This window comes from Isoptericola sp. MSGPD8_1_ISO-PGPR-S23-394 (assembly GCF_058072785.1).
Genome location: NZ_CM176517.1, coordinates 396852 through 412743, shown reverse-complemented (window position 1 = coordinate 412743; position 15892 = coordinate 396852). Strand labels below are relative to the sequence as shown.

At 72.3% G+C, this 15892-nt stretch carries 15 protein-coding genes; 6 read left to right on the top strand and 9 right to left on the bottom strand.

The genetic code is table 11. The annotated features are described in order from the left end of the window. Positions 1-67: 67 nt before the first annotated feature. Together AC3RJ8_RS01820 and AC3RJ8_RS01815 are read left to right on the top strand one after the other, a co-directional pair. Positions 68-328 carry a hypothetical protein gene (locus tag AC3RJ8_RS01820; RefSeq protein ID WP_489714263.1) on the top strand — a complete coding sequence of 87 codons (261 nt, stop codon included), beginning with the start codon at positions 68-70 and terminating at the stop codon, positions 326-328. A gap of 61 nt (positions 329-389) precedes the next feature. Further along, positions 390-950, top strand: a complete 561-nt coding sequence (locus tag AC3RJ8_RS01815) for a hypothetical protein (protein ID WP_489714262.1) — start codon at positions 390-392, stop codon at positions 948-950. 34 nt (positions 951-984) lie between these two features. Here the strand turns inward: AC3RJ8_RS01815 and AC3RJ8_RS01810 are convergent, their stop codons facing one another. Then, entirely contained in the window at positions 985-2121 is a 1137-nt protein-coding gene (locus tag AC3RJ8_RS01810) for a dipeptidase (RefSeq protein ID WP_489714261.1), read from the bottom strand. A gap of 71 nt (positions 2122-2192) precedes the next feature. Between AC3RJ8_RS01810 and AC3RJ8_RS01805 the strand changes: the two genes are divergently transcribed. Further along, positions 2193-2579 carry a MerR family transcriptional regulator gene (locus AC3RJ8_RS01805; protein WP_489714260.1) on the top strand — a complete coding sequence of 129 codons (387 nt, stop codon included), beginning with the start codon at positions 2193-2195 and terminating at the stop codon, positions 2577-2579. Positions 2580-2607: 28 nt separating this feature from the next. Here AC3RJ8_RS01805 and AC3RJ8_RS01800 read toward each other — a convergent pair whose 3' ends face one another. The 5 genes from AC3RJ8_RS01800 to AC3RJ8_RS01780 are packed head-to-tail and all read right to left on the bottom strand — an operon-like array spanning position 2608 to position 8709. Beyond that, the gene (locus AC3RJ8_RS01800; RefSeq protein WP_489714259.1) at positions 2608-2967 is read right to left on the bottom strand and encodes an RNA-binding S4 domain-containing protein; all 360 of its coding nucleotides are present in this window, start codon (positions 2965-2967) and stop codon (positions 2608-2610) included. Between the two features lie 33 nt (positions 2968-3000). Further along, positions 3001-5454, bottom strand: a complete 2454-nt coding sequence (locus tag AC3RJ8_RS01795; protein WP_489715550.1) for a beta-xylosidase/alpha-l-arabinosidase — start codon at positions 5452-5454, stop codon at positions 3001-3003. Between the two features lie 20 nt (positions 5455-5474). Beyond that, positions 5475-6368, bottom strand: coding sequence for a carbohydrate ABC transporter permease (locus AC3RJ8_RS01790; RefSeq protein WP_489714258.1), 894 nt, complete (start codon positions 6366-6368; stop codon positions 5475-5477). Then, positions 6368-7378 carry a carbohydrate ABC transporter permease gene (locus AC3RJ8_RS01785; RefSeq protein WP_489714257.1) on the bottom strand — a complete coding sequence of 337 codons (1011 nt, stop codon included), beginning with the start codon at positions 7376-7378 and terminating at the stop codon, positions 6368-6370. The genes AC3RJ8_RS01790 and AC3RJ8_RS01785 overlap by 1 nt, the downstream gene beginning before the upstream one ends. Positions 7379-7383: 5 nt before the next feature. Next, positions 7384-8709, bottom strand: a complete 1326-nt coding sequence (locus tag AC3RJ8_RS01780) for an ABC transporter substrate-binding protein (RefSeq protein WP_489714256.1) — start codon at positions 8707-8709, stop codon at positions 7384-7386. A gap of 264 nt (positions 8710-8973) precedes the next feature. Here AC3RJ8_RS01780 and AC3RJ8_RS01775 point away from each other — a divergent pair, with 264 nt between their 5' ends. Together AC3RJ8_RS01775 and AC3RJ8_RS01770 are read left to right on the top strand one after the other, a co-directional pair. Then, on the top strand, positions 8974-9972 hold the full coding sequence (locus AC3RJ8_RS01775; protein ID WP_489714255.1) for a LacI family DNA-binding transcriptional regulator: 999 nt from the start codon (positions 8974-8976) through the stop codon (positions 9970-9972). A 43-nt stretch (positions 9973-10015) separates the two neighbouring features. After that, complete coding sequence (locus AC3RJ8_RS01770; protein ID WP_489714254.1) at positions 10016-11125, top strand: GNAT family N-acetyltransferase; 1110 nt, start codon at positions 10016-10018, stop codon at positions 11123-11125. On the opposite strand, the gene AC3RJ8_RS01765 is transcribed toward AC3RJ8_RS01770, so the two are convergent. The 3 genes from AC3RJ8_RS01765 to AC3RJ8_RS01755 form a co-directional block, all read right to left on the bottom strand. Then, entirely contained in the window at positions 11106-12341 is a 1236-nt protein-coding gene (locus AC3RJ8_RS01765) for a phosphotransferase (RefSeq protein ID WP_489714253.1), read from the bottom strand. The genes AC3RJ8_RS01770 and AC3RJ8_RS01765 overlap by 20 nt on opposite strands. Before the next feature lie 77 nt (positions 12342-12418). Next, a complete protein-coding gene (locus tag AC3RJ8_RS01760; protein WP_489714252.1) occupies positions 12419-12904 on the bottom strand; it encodes a DUF1269 domain-containing protein in 486 nt (161 codons plus the stop codon). Positions 12905-13018: 114 nt separating this feature from the next. After that, positions 13019-13957 (bottom strand): SDR family oxidoreductase, encoded by a 939-nt coding sequence (locus AC3RJ8_RS01755; protein ID WP_489714251.1) that lies wholly within the window; start codon positions 13955-13957, stop codon positions 13019-13021. A gap of 196 nt (positions 13958-14153) precedes the next feature. Here AC3RJ8_RS01755 and pgi point away from each other — a divergent pair, with 196 nt between their 5' ends. Next, on the top strand, positions 14154-15863 hold the full coding sequence (gene pgi, locus AC3RJ8_RS01750; protein WP_489714250.1) for a glucose-6-phosphate isomerase: 1710 nt from the start codon (positions 14154-14156) through the stop codon (positions 15861-15863). Positions 15864-15892: the final 29 nt, after the last annotated feature.

The following is a 15892-nucleotide window of genomic DNA, read 5'->3' as shown; positions in this document are numbered from 1 at the left end:
CCTCGGGTCGCGCGCACCCCCTCGGTGCGGTAGACCGGACACATCGGTCTGGACATCGGGGGATGCCATGGAGAACGAGGCGGGCGCGACCACCATCGCGCTGTTGACAGCGTGCTCGGACCCGGATCTGGGGATCCGGTCTCCCGTCGTCCAGGAGCTCCTCGACGAGGCCAGCCGCGACCCGCAGCTCGCCCGCCAGGTCATCACCACGATGCTGACCGCCTCCGTGATGTCTCTTCGCGCCTACACCGACGCGGCCCAACGCGACCCGTCCGAGGTGCTGCAGAGCCTCGGCCTGTCGTGGTCCGCCCGCAGCCTCGGCGTCTGACACACCGCCGGACCGGCACACTCGCCCTCAGCTCACCGGAGCGACCCTCATGAGGTCTCCAGTGACTCGAAGCCACCGGGCCACCAGGCTCGTGGCGCTCGCCTCCGCGGTGGTGCTGCTCTGCGGCCTGTCGGCGCCGACCGTCGCACACACCATGGCGCCAGCCGCAGGTGGCGACCTGGTCGTCTGCACGGGTTCCGTCACCATCGACTACTCCCCTGCCCTTGGCCCGTTGCCACGGTTGACGACGCAGGACGTCGAGGAGTCCCTCGGCAGCGCTGGCGGCGGCACCTGCACCGGGCCCTTCGCGGGCGGGACGGCCCACACCACTTTCGAGCAGGAGGTCGGCTGCCTGCTCCAGGGACTGGAGGACACTCTCGTCGAGAACGTCGTGACGTACAGCTGGCTCGGGGGTCAGTCGAGCACGATCACCTACCCGGTGACGACGGTCGCCCACGTGGCCGGGCAGCTGCTCGTCGCCTCGACCGGTTCGGTCACCGCGGGGTACGGCGTCGGGGCGCCGTCCACGAGGGTCGCCGTCTACCCGGAGCTCGATGTCCTCGGGTGTCTGTCCTCCACCATCGACCGGCAGTCGGGCACGATCACCGTCACGATCACCTGAGGCTGGCCTCGACGGAGAGCCCTCTTCGGTTCCGTCAGTGCATGCGGGTCGCCACGGCCTCGGCGTTGCGCATGACGCGCAGCATGTTGCGGCTGGTGAGCTGACCGAGGTCCTCGTCGGACCAGCCGCGCCCCGCGAGCGCCTCCAGCAGCGCGGGATAACCCGACACGTCGGCGAGCTCCGGTGCGAACCCGTCGGCGCCGTCGTAGTCCCCACCGAGGCCGACGTGCTCGATCCCGGCCACCTCGCGCACGTGCTCGACGTGCTCGACGACGTCGTCCAGGCGGGTCGGCGGTGCCGGGTGCTGCTCACGCCACCGGGCCAGGAAGGCGCTGAACCTCGGGTAGTCGCCGGCACGGATGCCCTCGGCCGCAGCCGCCTCCTCCGCTCCGGCCTTCCACTCCGCCACCTCGGGTGTGACGAAGTGCGGCACGAAGGTGACCATGCAGACCCCGCCATTGTCCGCCAGGCGGGACAGGACGTCGTCGGGCACGTTGCGGGGCACGTCGCAGACCGCGCGGGCGCTGGAGTGGGAGAAGATCACCGGCGCCTCGCTGACCGCGAGCGCGGCGTGCATCGTCCCGACGGCGACGTGGGAGAGGTCGACGAGCATCCCCAGCTTGTTCATCTCCCGCACCACCTCGCGGCCGAACCCGCTGAGGCCGCCGTGCTCGCTCGGGACGTCGGTCGCGGAGTCCGCCCAGGAGGTGCTGTCGTTGTGAGTGAGGGTCATGTAGGACACGCCCAGGGCGCAGAACATGCGCAGCACCCCGAGCGAACCGTCGATGGAGTGACCGCCCTCGGCGCCCAGCAGGCTGGCGATCCGGCCGTGGGCCCAGGCCTCCTCGACGTCGGCGGCGCTGGTGGCGAGCTGGAGCTGGTCGGTGTTGCGGGAGACCATCCGGTGCACGGCGTCGATCTGCTCCATCGTGGCCACGACCGCCTCCGCGCCGGGCAGCGTGGTCGGCACGTACACCGACCAGAACTGCGCGCCGACGCCACCGGCCCGCAGCCGCGGGATGTCGGTGTGGGTACGGCCCTTGGTGGAGCCGGAGATGTCGAGGCGGTCCCAGTCGTAGCCGACCTGCTCGCGGGCTTCCCACGCGAGGTCGTTGTGCCCGTCCCAGACGGGTTGGTCGGCCAGGAGGTCCCGCACTCGTTCACTCACCATGAGGCGACAGTAGCCCCGGGGCGCCCCGATAGAGTGCTCGTCCCGCCCCCGCCGTCGTCAGGATCCACCTCATGAGCACCCCGCAGACCATGCACATCGGAGCCGTCGCGGACCGTACCGGCTTGTCGTTGCGCACCCTGCGGCACTACGACCAGGTGGGTCTGCTCCCGCCGTCGGCCCGCTCGGAGGGTGGGTTCCGCCTGTACACCGAGTCCGACGTCGAACGTCTGCTCCTGATCCGCCGCATGAAGCCGCTCGGGTTCTCGCTCGAGGAGATGGCCGATCTCCTCGCCGTCGCCGACCGGCTCGGAGGCGGCCCGAACGGCACCGACGGCGAGGAGGAGGCCCTGCGCGCACGGCTCGCCGGGCACGTGGCCGCCGCGCAGGAACGCCGCGCCGCGCTGGCCCGCAAGCTCGGGATGGCCGACGAGCTGATCGAGCTGCTCCGCGCCCTGTGACGCACCGTACTCGCCCGGCCGAGGGCGCCTAGGTGCGTCGTCCGCGGAGCTTGTCGATCTCCCGGCGCTCGCGCTTGGTCGGCCGGCCGGTGCCGCGCTCCCGGAGCCCGACGGCGGCACGCTCCTCGCGGGTCGGCACCGGCGGGCTCTGGTCCTCGTAGGCCTTGACCGCGATCGGCGCGCCGACCCGCTTGGGGATCAGCTCGCGCACCACGACGACGCGTTCGCGCAGGGGGTCCCGCCAGGTGATGCGGTCGCCGACCGCTACCGACGTCGCCGGCTTGGCGACCGTGCCGTTGACGCGCACCCGGCCGGCGCGCAGCGTGGACGCTGCGACGGAGCGGCTCTTGAAGAGCCGCACCGCCCACAGCCAGATGTCGACCCGCATCCGTCCACTCTGCCACGCGCCGACGTCGTCCCCCTACCTCACGACGGCGGCGGTGACGATCCGCGGGTCGGCCGCCGTCACGACGTACCTCGTCCCGGTCAGCGCGACCGTCGCCCGTGGCGTCGCCGCCCCGGGCAGGTCCGCCCGGGCAACGGCCTTCTCGTTCGAGATCGCGCCACCGGTGGTGTTCTCGACGCTCTCGTGACCCGCCCCGTCGGTCGCCGCCGCGTGGGCACCAACCCAGACCTCCACGTCGCCGGGCTCGACGACGCGTTCGAGCCGTCGGTCGGTGAACGCGAACCGGGCCGCCGGCACCGAGAAGGCGACGACCGCCGACTCGCCCGGCTCCAGCGCGACCCGCTCGTAGGCCAGCAGCTGCACCACGGGGCGGGGCAACGAGCCGACGACGTCGCGCCCGTAGAGCTGCACGACCTCCGCACCGGCGACGTCCCCGGTGTTGGTGACGCGCACGGACGCAACGAGCGTCCCGTGGGTCGGCGCCGCGGCGCCGACCTCCAGCTCGGAGTACTCGAACCGGGTGTAGGTCAGCCCGAAGCCGAACGGGCGCACCGGGGTGGAGTCGGTCGACGTGACGTCGCTCGGCCCGCCGAGGACAGGGTGCAGGTAGCTGAACGGCTGGGCACCCGCCGACCGCGGCAGCGACACGGGGAGCCTCCCGGACGGGTTCACCGACCCGGTGAGGATCCCCCCGATCGCCGTGCCGCCCTCCTCGCCAGGGAAGAACGCCTGGAGCACGGCCGAGGGCCGCCGGTCGCCGTCGAGCGCCCAGTCGATCGCGTACGGACGGCCCGAGACGACCACCATCACCACGGGCGTGCCGGTGGCGACGAGGTCCTCGACGAGCCGGCGCTGCACGCCGGGCAGGTCCAGCGACTCGACGTCGTTGCCCTCTCCGACGGTGCCCCGCCCGAACAGCCCGGCCTGGTCACCGACCACCACGACGGCGACGTCGGCGGACCGCGTGGCGGCGACGGCCTCGCCGAACCCGGACGTGTCGTCGCCGTCGACGTCGCAGCCGCGCGCGTGCACCAGCGTGGGCTGCTGGACGCCCGCGTCGGCGAACGCGCCGCCCAACGACTCGAAGACGGTGGAGATCTCGAAGCCCAGCGGGTGCTCGGGGTGGTGGGCGAGCACGTGGTTGGCGAACGAGTAGCACCCCATCAGCGCGTCGGCACGATGGGCGTTGGGCCCGACGACGGCGACCCGCCCCGGTGCGCGGGTCCACCCGCTCAGCGGGAGCACGCCGTCGTTGGACAGCAGCACCACGGACTCCTCCGCGAGCCGCCGGGCGACGGCCCGGTGGCGCGGCGAGTCCAGGTCCACGCTGCTGGGCGGCTCGCCCGCGAACGCGTCGAGCTCGAGCAGCCCGAGCTCCTCCTTCTGGGTCAGCGCACGCAGCACCGCGCGGTCGACCAGCGACTCGTCGACGCGTCCGTCGCGGACGGCCGCGGCGAGCGGCTCCAGGAACGCGTCCCCGGTGGGGAGCTCGACGTCGAGGCCGGCCGCGAGCGCCTGTCCCGCCGCGTCGCCCCGGTCTGCCGCGACCGCGTGCATCACCTGCAGGAACGCAACGCCGAAGTAGTCCGCGACGACGACGCCGTCGAACCCCCAGCGGTCGCGCAGCACGTCGGTGAGGTACTCGTGCGAGGCGTGCCCGGGCACCCCGTCGGTCTGGTTGTAGGAGGCCATGACGGCCCGTGCGCCGCCGTCGCGCACGGCCATCTCGAAGGGCGGCAGGTAGACGTCGGCGACCTCGCGGGGGCCGGCCGAGACGGGTGCGTGGTTGCGTCCCGCCATCGACCCGGAGTAGCCGACGAAGTGCTTGAGGGTGGCGTGCACCCCGGCACCCTGGAGGCCCTTGACGTAGGACGTCCCGACGGTGCCCACCAGGTAGGGGTCCTCGGCGATGCACTCGTCGACGCGTCCCCACCGGGGGTCGCGCACGACGTCGAGCACGGGGGCGAGCCCCTGGTGGATGCCGAGGGTGCGCATCGACTCGCCGATCACGGCGCCCATCTCCTCGACGAGCGCGGGGTCGAACGACGCCCCCCAGGCGAGCGGCGTCGGGAACGTGGCGGCCTGCCAGGCGGCGAGCCCGGTCAGGCACTCCTCGTGGACGAGGGCCGGGATGCCCAGCCGGGTCGAGGCCTTGAGGCGCCGCTGCTCCTCCCAGAGCCAGCGGGCCCGTTCGACGGGGTCCACGGGGCGGGTGCCGTAGACCCGGGTGTAGTGGCCGATCCCGTGCCGGGTGACCTCGCCGAGCCGGTCGGACCCGACCTGCCCGGCGGCCATCTCCCCCTGCATGGGGGCGACGACCTCGCCGCCCTGGTCGAGCCAGTACCCGACGAGCTGGCCGAGCTTCTCCTCCAGGGTCATCTCCGCGTGGAGCGCGGCGACCCGGTCGGAGACCTGGGGGGCGACAGGAGGCGTCCCGGTCGCGCCCTCGATCACGGTCTCGGTCGGCATGCGGTCCTCTCTCTGCGCGGTCATCCCTTCACCGCGCCCTGCAGTCCGTTGACGATGCGCTTCTGCATCGCCAGGAAGAACACGAGCGCCGGGATCATGGCGAGCGTGGTGAACGCGAACACACCGGCGGTGTCGGAGGAGTGCTCGGAGGAGAAGTCGGCGACGCCGAGCGGCAGGGTCTTCATGTCGCCCTGCAGCAGGAGCAGCGGCAGCAGGTAGGCGTTCCACGAGCCGACGAACGCGAGGACACCGACGGTGACCATGCCCGGCCCGGAAAGGGGGATGAGGATCCGCCAGAAGAATCCGATCCGGCTGGTGCCGTCGAGCTGCGCCGCCTCCTCCAGCTCCTGGGGCAGCGCCTTGAGGAACGGCCGCAGGATGACCACGGTCATGGGGAGCGCGAACGCCGCCTGCGGCAGCGCGACGCCCCACCAGGTGTTGCCCAGCCCGAGGTTCTGCGTGAGCAGGATGAACAGCGGGATCACGGCGACCGTGGCCGGGAACAGCAGCCCGGCGACGAAGACCATGAACAGCGCCTCGCGCCCCTTGAACGTGTACCGGGCGAGCGGGTAGGCCGCCATGACGCCGAAGACCACGACGATCGCGGTCGTGACGACGGCGACCACCACCGAGTTGAACGTGTACTGCCAGAACGACGGGTTGGCGACCACGCCGGCGTAGTTGCTGAAGATCCACGGGTCCGGCAGGGCCGCGGGGTTCTCCGTGAGCTGGCCGTTGCTGCGGAAGCCGCCCAGCACGCCGTAGACGACGGGACCGAGGGTCGCGCAGACCACGACGAACGCGATCGCGTAGACGACCGGGTTGCCGCCCTGGAACTTGCCGGCACTGCCCCGGCGGCGCCGGGCCGGCGGGTTCGTCGGGGTCACGGCTGGTGTCTGAGTCGACGTGGTCATCACGCCACCCCCTTGGCGTCTCGGCGCAGGATGAGTCGCTGGTAGAGCACCGCCATGACGAGGGCGATGAGGAACAGGATCACGGAGGCGGCGCCGGCGATCCCGAAGTTGTTGCTCCGGGTGCCCTCGTTGACGAGGAAGACCGCCATGGTGCTGGTGGCGTTGGCGGGACCGCCCTTGGTGAGGATCCACACCATGTCGAAGAGCTGCAGGGACCCGATCATGGACAGGAATCCCCAGGTCCGGATCGTGGGGCCGAGCAGCGGGATGGTGATCCGGCGCTGCACCTGCCACCAGGAGGCGCCGTCGAGCTGGGCGGCCTCGTAGAGCTCTTCGGGCACGCCCTGCAGCCCGGCGAGGAAGAGGATCACGGCCAGGCCGAGGTACTTCCACGTCAGGATGGCGACGACGGTCCACAGCGCCAGGTCCATGTCGCCGAGCCAGCCCTGTGCCGGCGGCTCGATGCCCACCGACTGCAGCATCGTGTCGATCACGCCGTACTGCGGCTGGACCAGCTGGAACCAGATGACACCGGCCACGACCTCGGCGAGGACGTACGGCACGAAGATGATCGTCCGCAGCGCGCCCTGGCCCCACATCTTGCGGTTCAGCAGGAGCGCGATCGCGAGCCCCAGCGGGAGCTGGATGGCGATCGACATCACGACGATGATGAGGTTGTTCACGAGCGAACCGACGAACACGTCGTTGCCCAGGATCGAGGCGTAGTTCGCGAGCCCGACGAAGTCCACCAGGGGACCTCGTCCGTTCCACCGGAACACCGACATCTGGACGGCCGTGATGACCGGCCAGACGACGAAGAGGACGAGCATCGCGAGTGCCGGCGTCACGAAGAACGCGATCTCGAGGTACTTGCGTCGTTGTGAGCGCTTGGCCCGTCGCCCCCCAGCCGACGGCCCGGCGGCCGGGCGACCCTGACGGGTCGCACCGGCGGCGGGACCGGAGGAGGTGACAGGCGAGGCGGCCGTCGCGACGGACGCGTCGTCTGCCATCTCGATCACCCCTGCGCTGCCGCGGCTTCTTCGATGGCGTCGACGACGTCCTGCGGGCCCGCCTCGCCGGCGAACATCAGGGCGATCTCGTCGTTCATCGCGTTGCCGACGGACTGTCCCAGGCGGGTGTCCAGGTAGAGCTGGGTCTCGCCACCACCGTCGCGGACGGGGATGAGCTGGGCCAGCGTCTCGTTGGCCACCGAGCCGGTCGCGGCCGGGTTGGTCGGCAGGCCCATGTCGAGCTCGGCGAAGCCGGTCTGGACCTCGTCGGACAGGAGGTACTCGGCGAAGTCGACGGCAGCGTCCGAGGCGTCGTTCGACACCGCCCAGGCGTCACCGCCACCCATCTGGTCGCTGGGCTCGCCGGCCTGACCCGGGAAGGTCGGGAAGGCGAACCAGCCGAGCCAGTCCGGCACCTGCTCGTCCTCGCGCAGACCGCCCACGACACCGGGCTCCCAGTGACCGGCGAGCTCCATGCCGACACGCTCGCTAGCGAGCAGACCCGAGGCCGACGTCGGCCCCTCCTGCGCTCCGGTGGCCAGGAAGCCCGGGTTGAAGGGCTCCTTGGCGATGATGTCCTGGACGTTCTCGCCGGCCTGGAGGAAGCACTCGTCGGAGTAGTCGCCCGACTCGATGGCGGCCTCGACGGTCTCGAACTCGCACTCGCGGACGACGCCGTAGTACCAGTAGTGCGCGGCGGGCCACTTGTCCCCGGCACCGACGGAGAGCGGGTCGACGCCGGCGGCCTTCAGCTGGTCGATGTAGCCGTAGAACTCGTCGATCGTCGGGCTGTCCGACACGTCGGTGATCCCGGCCTCCTCGAAGAGGTCCTTGTTGTACCAGAAGCCGACCAGACCCATGGAGAACGGCAGCGCGTAGACGCTGTCGTCCACGGTGTACTGGCCGGTGAACGCCGAGATCGTCTCGACGGTGTCCGACGCGTCCTCGGTGAGGTCACGCAGGAGCCCGGCGTCGACGTCGTTCTGCAGCTCACCGCCACCACGGCTCATGAACACGTCGGGGATGCCGGAGCCGGCCTGCATGGCGGCCTGGAGCTTGGTGAGCATGTCCTCGTGCTGCATGGCCTCGACCTGGACCGTCACGCCCGGGTTGGCCTCCTCGAAGTCGGCGGCGACCTGGTCGTAGTAGACCTTGCCCTCGCCGGTGTTCGAGTTGTGCCACCACTCGACGGTGGACTCGCCACCCTCGGCGGTGGTCTCGCCGTCCGTCGTCTCCTGGTCGGCCGTCCCTTGACCGGCGCAGGCGCCTGCCAGCAGGGCGACGGTCGCCCCGAGCGCGACGGCGGTCGCGCCTCGCATCTTCCTCGTCATCGTGGAACCCCTTGGTCGTCGTCGACAGTGGTGCTTCGGTGGTGCGGTTACGGGCGGTCCGCACCTGCCCCTCGGCGCTGCGGCTGCCCGTCCGATTCCTACCCTGGCAGCAGACCCGCCGGGTCGTCAATCGTTTTCGATAACGGTTTCGATACGGCGCGACACGGTGCGCGGTGCGTCGGCGTTGCCGGATACTCTCGTCCTGTGAGCACCGCCGCCGACCCGCCTCCCGCGGGAACCCAGTCCGGACCCATCGTGGGTCGCGTGACGATCTCCGACGTCGCGCGGGTCGCGGGCGTCTCTGTCGCCACGGTCTCGAAGGTCGTCAACAACCGCTACGGGGTGGCGCCCTCGACCGCAGAACGCGTGCTCGGCGTCGTCGCTGACCTCGGCTACGAGTCCTCGCTCGTCGCCCGCAGCCTGCGCCGGCAGTCCACCAACGTCGTCGGCGTCCTGGTGGCGGAGTTCGAGCCCTACTCCACGGAGCTGCTCAAGGGGATCTCGTCCGCCGTCGACGGCACCGGCTACGAGCTCCTCGCCTACTCCGGAGGCACCGACGGCGGCGCCATCACCGGCTGGGAGCGCCGCTCCCTCTCCCGGCTCGCCGGCACCCTCATCGACGCCGCGATCGTCGTCACCCCGACCATGGTGCTCTCCGAGGCCAACGGCATCCCCGTCGTGGCGATCGACCCGCACACCGGGCCCGAGGGCACGCACACCGTCGACTCGGACAACACCACGGGTGCGCGCGAGGCCGTCGAGCACCTGCTGGCGCTCGGGCACCGCCGCATCGCCCACCTCGGCGGCCGCCCCGACCTCGAGTCGGCCCGGCTGCGCGAGCTCGGCTACCGCCAGGCCCTCGAGGCCGCCGGGATCACCGTCGACCAGTCGCTGATCCGCGTGGGCGGCTACCGGCCGAACACCGCCGACACCCCGGCGCGTGAGCTGCTCGCACCGTCGCGCGGCGAGCGCCCCACCGCTGTGTTCGCCGCCAACGACCAGTCGGCCATCCACGTCGTCGAGGTCGCCCAGGACCTCGGCCTGCGCGTGCCGGAGGACCTGTCGGTCGTCGGGTTCGACAACGTTCCCGAGTCGCTGACCACGACGCCGGCGCTCACGACCGTGTCGCAGCCGCTGCACGAGATGGGCACCGAGGCGCTGCGCATGGTGCTCGACCTCCTCGAGGGTTCCCCCCGCGAGCAGCACCTGAGACTGCCCACCTCGCTCGTGGTACGCGGCAGCACCGGTCCCGCGCCGGCCTGAGAAAACGCTGGCGCGCGCCACCCCCGGAGCGGATCCTGAGGGCATGACCGACACCGGGGCCTGGCACGTCGTCGAGGCGCCGCGTCCCGCCGCCCTGGACGCGCCCGAGGCGTGGGCGTACCACGGCATTGCCGCGCTGGAGCGGGCCGCCCTGGACGCCGACCTCGGCGACTCCGACGCTGCTTGGACCGCCGCCGCCCTGCACGCCGAGGCGCGGCACCAGGGGCATCGGCGAACGGTCTGGATCGTCGCGGTGGTGCCCGACGCCGGCACCCCGGGCGGCGTCGTCGGTGCGGCCACCCTGCGGGGCGAGCTCCAGGACAACCGCACCTGGGCGGACGTCGGCGTCGTCGTCCACCCGGCGTACCGTCGCCGGGGCATCGGGGCCGCGCTCGCCGACGGCATCGAGGCCGAGGCCGCCGCCGACGGCCGCCGCACGCTGGTCACGGAGGTCATGTTCACCGAGCCCGACCCGGGCGACCCGCTGCTCATCCCGCCCACCGGGACCGGGAGCGCCCCGGCGGACGACCGGGGCATCGCCCTCGCTCTCGCCCGCGGGTACCGGCTGGAACAGGTCGAGCGACGCTCGGTGCTGGCGCTGCCCGTCGTCCCCGCACGGTTCGAGCGCCTGGTGACCGGTGCCCAGGAGCACGCCGACGGCTACCGCCTGCACACCTGGCGCGACGAGGTCCCCGACGCCTGGCTGGACGGGTTCGCCGTCCTTGAAACTCGGATGTCCACCGACGTGCCGAGCGGGGAGATGGACTGGGCGGAGGAGGTCTGGGACGCCGGTCGCGTCCGCGACATGGTCGCCTGGCACCGCGAGGGCGGCCGTGAGGTGCTCGTGACGGCTGCCGAGCACGTGGCCAGCGGCGAGCTCGTCGCCATGACGATGCTGACGGTCCCCACCGGGGACGCAGGCTTCGCCGACCAGGAGGACACCATCGTGCTGCGGGCCCACCGCGGCCACCGGCTCGGGATGCTGGTCAAGGCCGTCAACCTCCAGGCCCTGGCCCGCGCGCACCCCTCGGTGCGCCGGGTCCACATCTGGAACGCCGAGGAGAACGAGCACATGCTCGCGATCAACGTCGCGCTGGGGTTCCGCCCGGAGGGCGGGTCCGCCACGCTCCGACTCACCCAGGACGCGCGCTGAGCCAGCTCTCGACAGTGTCCAGGCGACGGGAGGTCTGCCGCGGCCAGTCGGCCTCCTGGACCCGGTGCGGACCGGTCGCCAGGGACAGCAGCACGCCGGCGGTCCGGGCGTACAGCTCGTCCGCGTCCACCACCCGCGCGAACCCGTCGGCGTAGTCCATCGCCAGCCCGTGCAGTCGCTCGGTGTCCCAGCCCCGCAGCAGGGACAGCGTCTCGACGTGCGCGACCAGGCACGCCAGGTCGTCCGCCCGCCGCCCGGGACCCGCCGAGTCCACGTCGAGGAGCCCGGTGATCCGGCCGTCGCCGCCGAGCATGATCTGCGACTCGTACAGGTCGCCGTGCGTCGGCTCCGCCGACCCCTGGCCCGCGATCCGTCCGGCGACCACGGCGGCGAGCTGTGCCGCACGGTCCGCCTCCGCCGGGAGCGCCGCACCGATGACCGAGGCGTAGTGCGCCGCGTTCTCGCTCCAGGAGGCCCGCCGCGGCAGTTGTGTGACGCCGTCGGGCAGCCGTTCGAGGAGGTCGACGACGTCGCCCGCCGCCGGGACCGGGCCGCCGTCGCGCACCGCGTGCCGCATCGACTCCCCCGCCAGCGGGGCGATGATGAGCAGCCCGTCGGCGTTGCGCCCCAGCGGCTTGGGCACCGGCAGCCCCGCACCCGCCAGCAGGGCGTGCCGGGCGTACAGCTCGTCGCCCTTCTCGGGGCGGACGACCTTGAGGAACACCCGCGCGCCGGGGGTGCTCGCCTCGATGACGGCGCGCCGTGTCGGCCGGTACGCGCGCACCCGCAGCGTCACCGGACCCCGGGCCACCTCCGGCACACCGAGGTCCCCGAGCAGCGTGCTCACCGCCTCCGGGTCGTAGGCGGTGGCCAGCGCGGGCAGCCCCGGGTCGCCCGGGAACCGCCACACCGCGACCTCGTGCTCGCCGTCGTCCAGCGTCAGCACGCCGGGCACCTGCTGGTCCCCCGGACGTCCCAACGAGGCACCCAGCGTCTCCGTGCGCACCTGCGAGCCCGCGGCGCCGTCGGCCCCCCCGGCGTCCTTGACGGTCCAGCGCACCCGCGCGCGGTACGCGACCGTGGTGGACCGGCCCGGCCGGTGGTCCACCTGCCGGACGGTCCAGTCGACGAGCTCCCCACCGGCGGTGGACACGGCCGTCGCGAGCAGCTCGGTCGCGTCGTCGCCGGTGAGGAGCTCGAGGTTGCTGGTTCCCATCCCCCCATCCTCACCACGATCGGCCCTCGGCGCCCGAGATCGGCCCGACGGCGTGACGAGGTCGCGAAGCACCGGGATCAGCCCCCGAACATCTCCTTGAGCTCATGCGTCTCGGCGTCCGACAGGTTGCTGCTGACCAGCGTGGCCCGGAGCCCGTGCAGGCGCTCGCGGAAGCGGTCCGGGTCGCCCTGCTCCGTGATGAGGAACAGCCCCGACGTGCCCGGCACGACCTCCGCCTGGATCCGCTCCAGGTCCTCCTTCTTGATCCCGACGTCGGACAGCGCCCGGCTCAGGCCGCCGATCGCCGCACCGGCCACCGCTCCCACGACGGGGATGAAGAACAGCGCACCGATGAGCAGGCCCCAGAGGGCTCCCCAGCCGCCGGACTTCGCGGCGTCCTCGTTGACCCCATGAGTCTTGGGGTGCTTCTCCCCCTCCGGCCACTCGACCACGGCGTGGTCGACCAGGGTGACCAGGCCCTCCGAGGCGGCGTCCTTGACGATCGCGGCAGCCTTGGCCGCACCCTCGGGGTCGTCGAACTTCCAGACCGTGAACATGGCCATGAGCGGCGCCCTCTCTCCGTCCGAAGTGGCCGGGTTCGTCCCCGGCCGCTTCGATCCTGGCACCGGGGACGCAGGCCCGCCACAGGACGGGAGCACCGCCGACCGTCTGCCGTGTCAGCGGAGGACGATGCCGGTCAGCTTCTCCGAGACGTCCCACAGGCGCGCCGCGTCCTCGGTGCGGCGCAGGGGTGCCCACAGCCGCTGCGGCCCCGGTGGACCGCCGACGCGACCGGGCCACTGCGGCCCGTAGAACCCGCCGTCCTGCGCCGTCGGGGACGTCGCGGCCATCACCGCGGGCAGGGCCGCGCTCTCCACGGTCCCGGCGACGAGCCCGTGCTCCGAGAGCCACCGGATCATCCGCACGTCCCGGGTGTCCGCGGCGCGCCCCACCTCGGGACGTGCCGCCAGCAGGCTCGTCGGGGCGACGCCGGGGTGCGAGATGGTGCTCGTGACACCCCAGTCCGCGGCCCGGCTGCGCCGGCCGAGTTCCAGGCCGAACAGGCCGCACGCGATCTTCGACTGCCGGTAGGAGCGCATGCCGTCGTAGCGCCGCTCGCCGTTCAGGTCGTCCCACCCGATCGAGCCGCGGCGTGCGGCGATGCTCGTCTGCGTCGTCACCCGGGCCTGCCCCTGCCGCAGAAGCGGCAGGAGGTGCCCGATGAGCGCGAAGTGCCCGAGGTGGTTGGTGCCGAGCTGCAGCTCGAATCCGTCAGCGGTGGTGCGGCGCTCCGGCGGTGTCATGACGCCGGCGTTGTTGACGAGCAGGTGGACCGGTGCCCCCTCGGCACGCATCCGGTCGCCGAAGGCCTCGATCGAGGCCAGCGAGGACAGGTCGAGCTCCTCCAGGACGAGCCGCGCCCCGGGGTGCTGCTCACGGACGACGGCGGCGGCGTGCTCACCCTTGGCCAGGTTGCGCACCGGCATGACCACCTCGGCGCCGGCGCTGGCCAGCCGGGTCGCGATGTGCACCCCGAGACCGTCGCTGGCGCCTGTCACCACCGCCCGGCGTCCGGACAGGTCGGGGACGGCCAGGTCGTAGGTCCTGCGTGTCATGGTATGTGCTCCGTGTCTGCGTCGGTCAGGTCTGCGTCAGGACAAGACTGCCCCGGGCCACGGTTCTCATCCACGTCCTGACGATCCGTGGCTGAGCGGCCGCTCGCACGAGACGACAGGGCAGCGGCCCCGTGAGCGCCGCCGGACGCGCGAGACGGCCGCGCACGGCGCGGTCCGGGTCACTACGGTAGGGGCCATGACGACCTCTCCTGTCGATGCCACCACCACGTCCGCCTGGGGTGGGCTCCAGCGGCACCACGACGAGCTCCGCGGTGACCTGCGCGGCTGGTTCGCCACCGACCCGGGCCGGGCCGAGCGTCACAGCCACACCGCCGGAGACCTCTTCGTCGACCTGTCGAAGAACCTCGCCACCGACGAGACGTACGAGCTGCTGGTCGACCTCGCCGGCGAGGTCGACCTGCCCGGCCGCATCGAGGCCATGTTCACGGGCGAGCACATCAACGTCACCGAGGACCGCGCCGTGCTGCACACCGCCCTGCGTCGTGCGCCCGGCACCCGGCCGCCCCTCGTCGTCGACGGGCAGGACGTGGACGCGGACGTCGCGCGCGAGCTCGACCGGCTCAGCGCGTTCGCCGAGAAGGTGCGCACCGGCGAGTGGACGGGCGTCACCGGCAAGCCCGTCGAGACCATCGTCAACATCGGCATCGGGGGCTCCGACCTCGGCCCCGTCATGGTCTACGAGGCCCTGCGCCCGTACCTGCGCGACGGGCTGGAAGCCCGGTTCGTGTCGAACATCGACCCGACCGACGTCGCGCAGAAGACCGCCGGGCTGGACCCGGAGACCACGCTGTTCATCGTCGCCTCCAAGACGTTCGGGACGCTCGAGACCCTGACGAACGCCCGTCTCGCCCGCGCCTGGCTGTGGGAGGCGCTCGCCGCGTCCGGGGCGATCGAGGACACCGACGCCGCGCGACAGGCCGCCGTCGGGCAGCACTTCGTGGCCGTGTCGACGGCACTCGACAAGGTCGCCGCCTTCGGGATCGACCCCGACAACGCCTTCGGGTTCTGGGACTGGGTCGGCGGCCGCTACTCGGTCGACTCCGCGATCGGGCTGTCGCTCGCCATCGCGTTCGGCCCGGACCGGTTCCGCGAGCTCCTCGGCGGCTTCCGCACCATGGACGAGCACTTCCGCACCACGCCGCTGGCGCAGAACGTGCCCGCGCTGATGGGCCTGCTCAACGTCTGGTACACGAACTTCCTCGACGCGCACACCCACGCCGTCCTGCCGTACGCCCAGCAGCTCCACCGCTTCCCGGCCTACCTGCAGCAGCTCACCATGGAGTCCAACGGCAAGTCAGTGCGCTGGGACGGCTCACCCGTCACGACGCAGACCGGCGAGGTGTTCTGGGGCGAGCCCGGCACCAACGGCCAGCACGCGTTCTACCAGCTGATCCACCAGGGGACGCGCACCATCCCGGCCGACTTCATCGCGTTCGCGACCCCCGCCTACCCCCTCACCGACGCTCAGGGCGACGGGAAGGCGGTGCAGCCCGGCGCGGACGTCCACGAGCTGTTCCTCGCCAACTTCTTCGCCCAGACCAAGGCGCTCGCGTTCGGCAAGACGGCCGACGAGGTCCGCGCCGAGGGCACCGACGAGGCGATCGTCCCGGCCCGCGTGTTCTCCGGCAACCGGCCGACCACCTCCATCATGGCGCCCGCCCTCACCCCGGCCGTGCTCGGCCAGCTCGTCGCGCTGTACGAGCACATCACCTTCGTCCAGGGCGTCGTCTGGGGCATCGACTCGTTCGACCAGTGGGGCGTCGAGCTCGGCAAGAAGCTCGCGCTGGAGGTCGCACCGGCCGTCGCGGGCGACGACGCCGCGCTGGCCGACCAGGACGCCTCGACCCAGGCGCTGGTCGCCTACTACCGGTCCCACCGGGCCTGAGCTCGCGGGCGCCACGGGGCCGAGGGTCG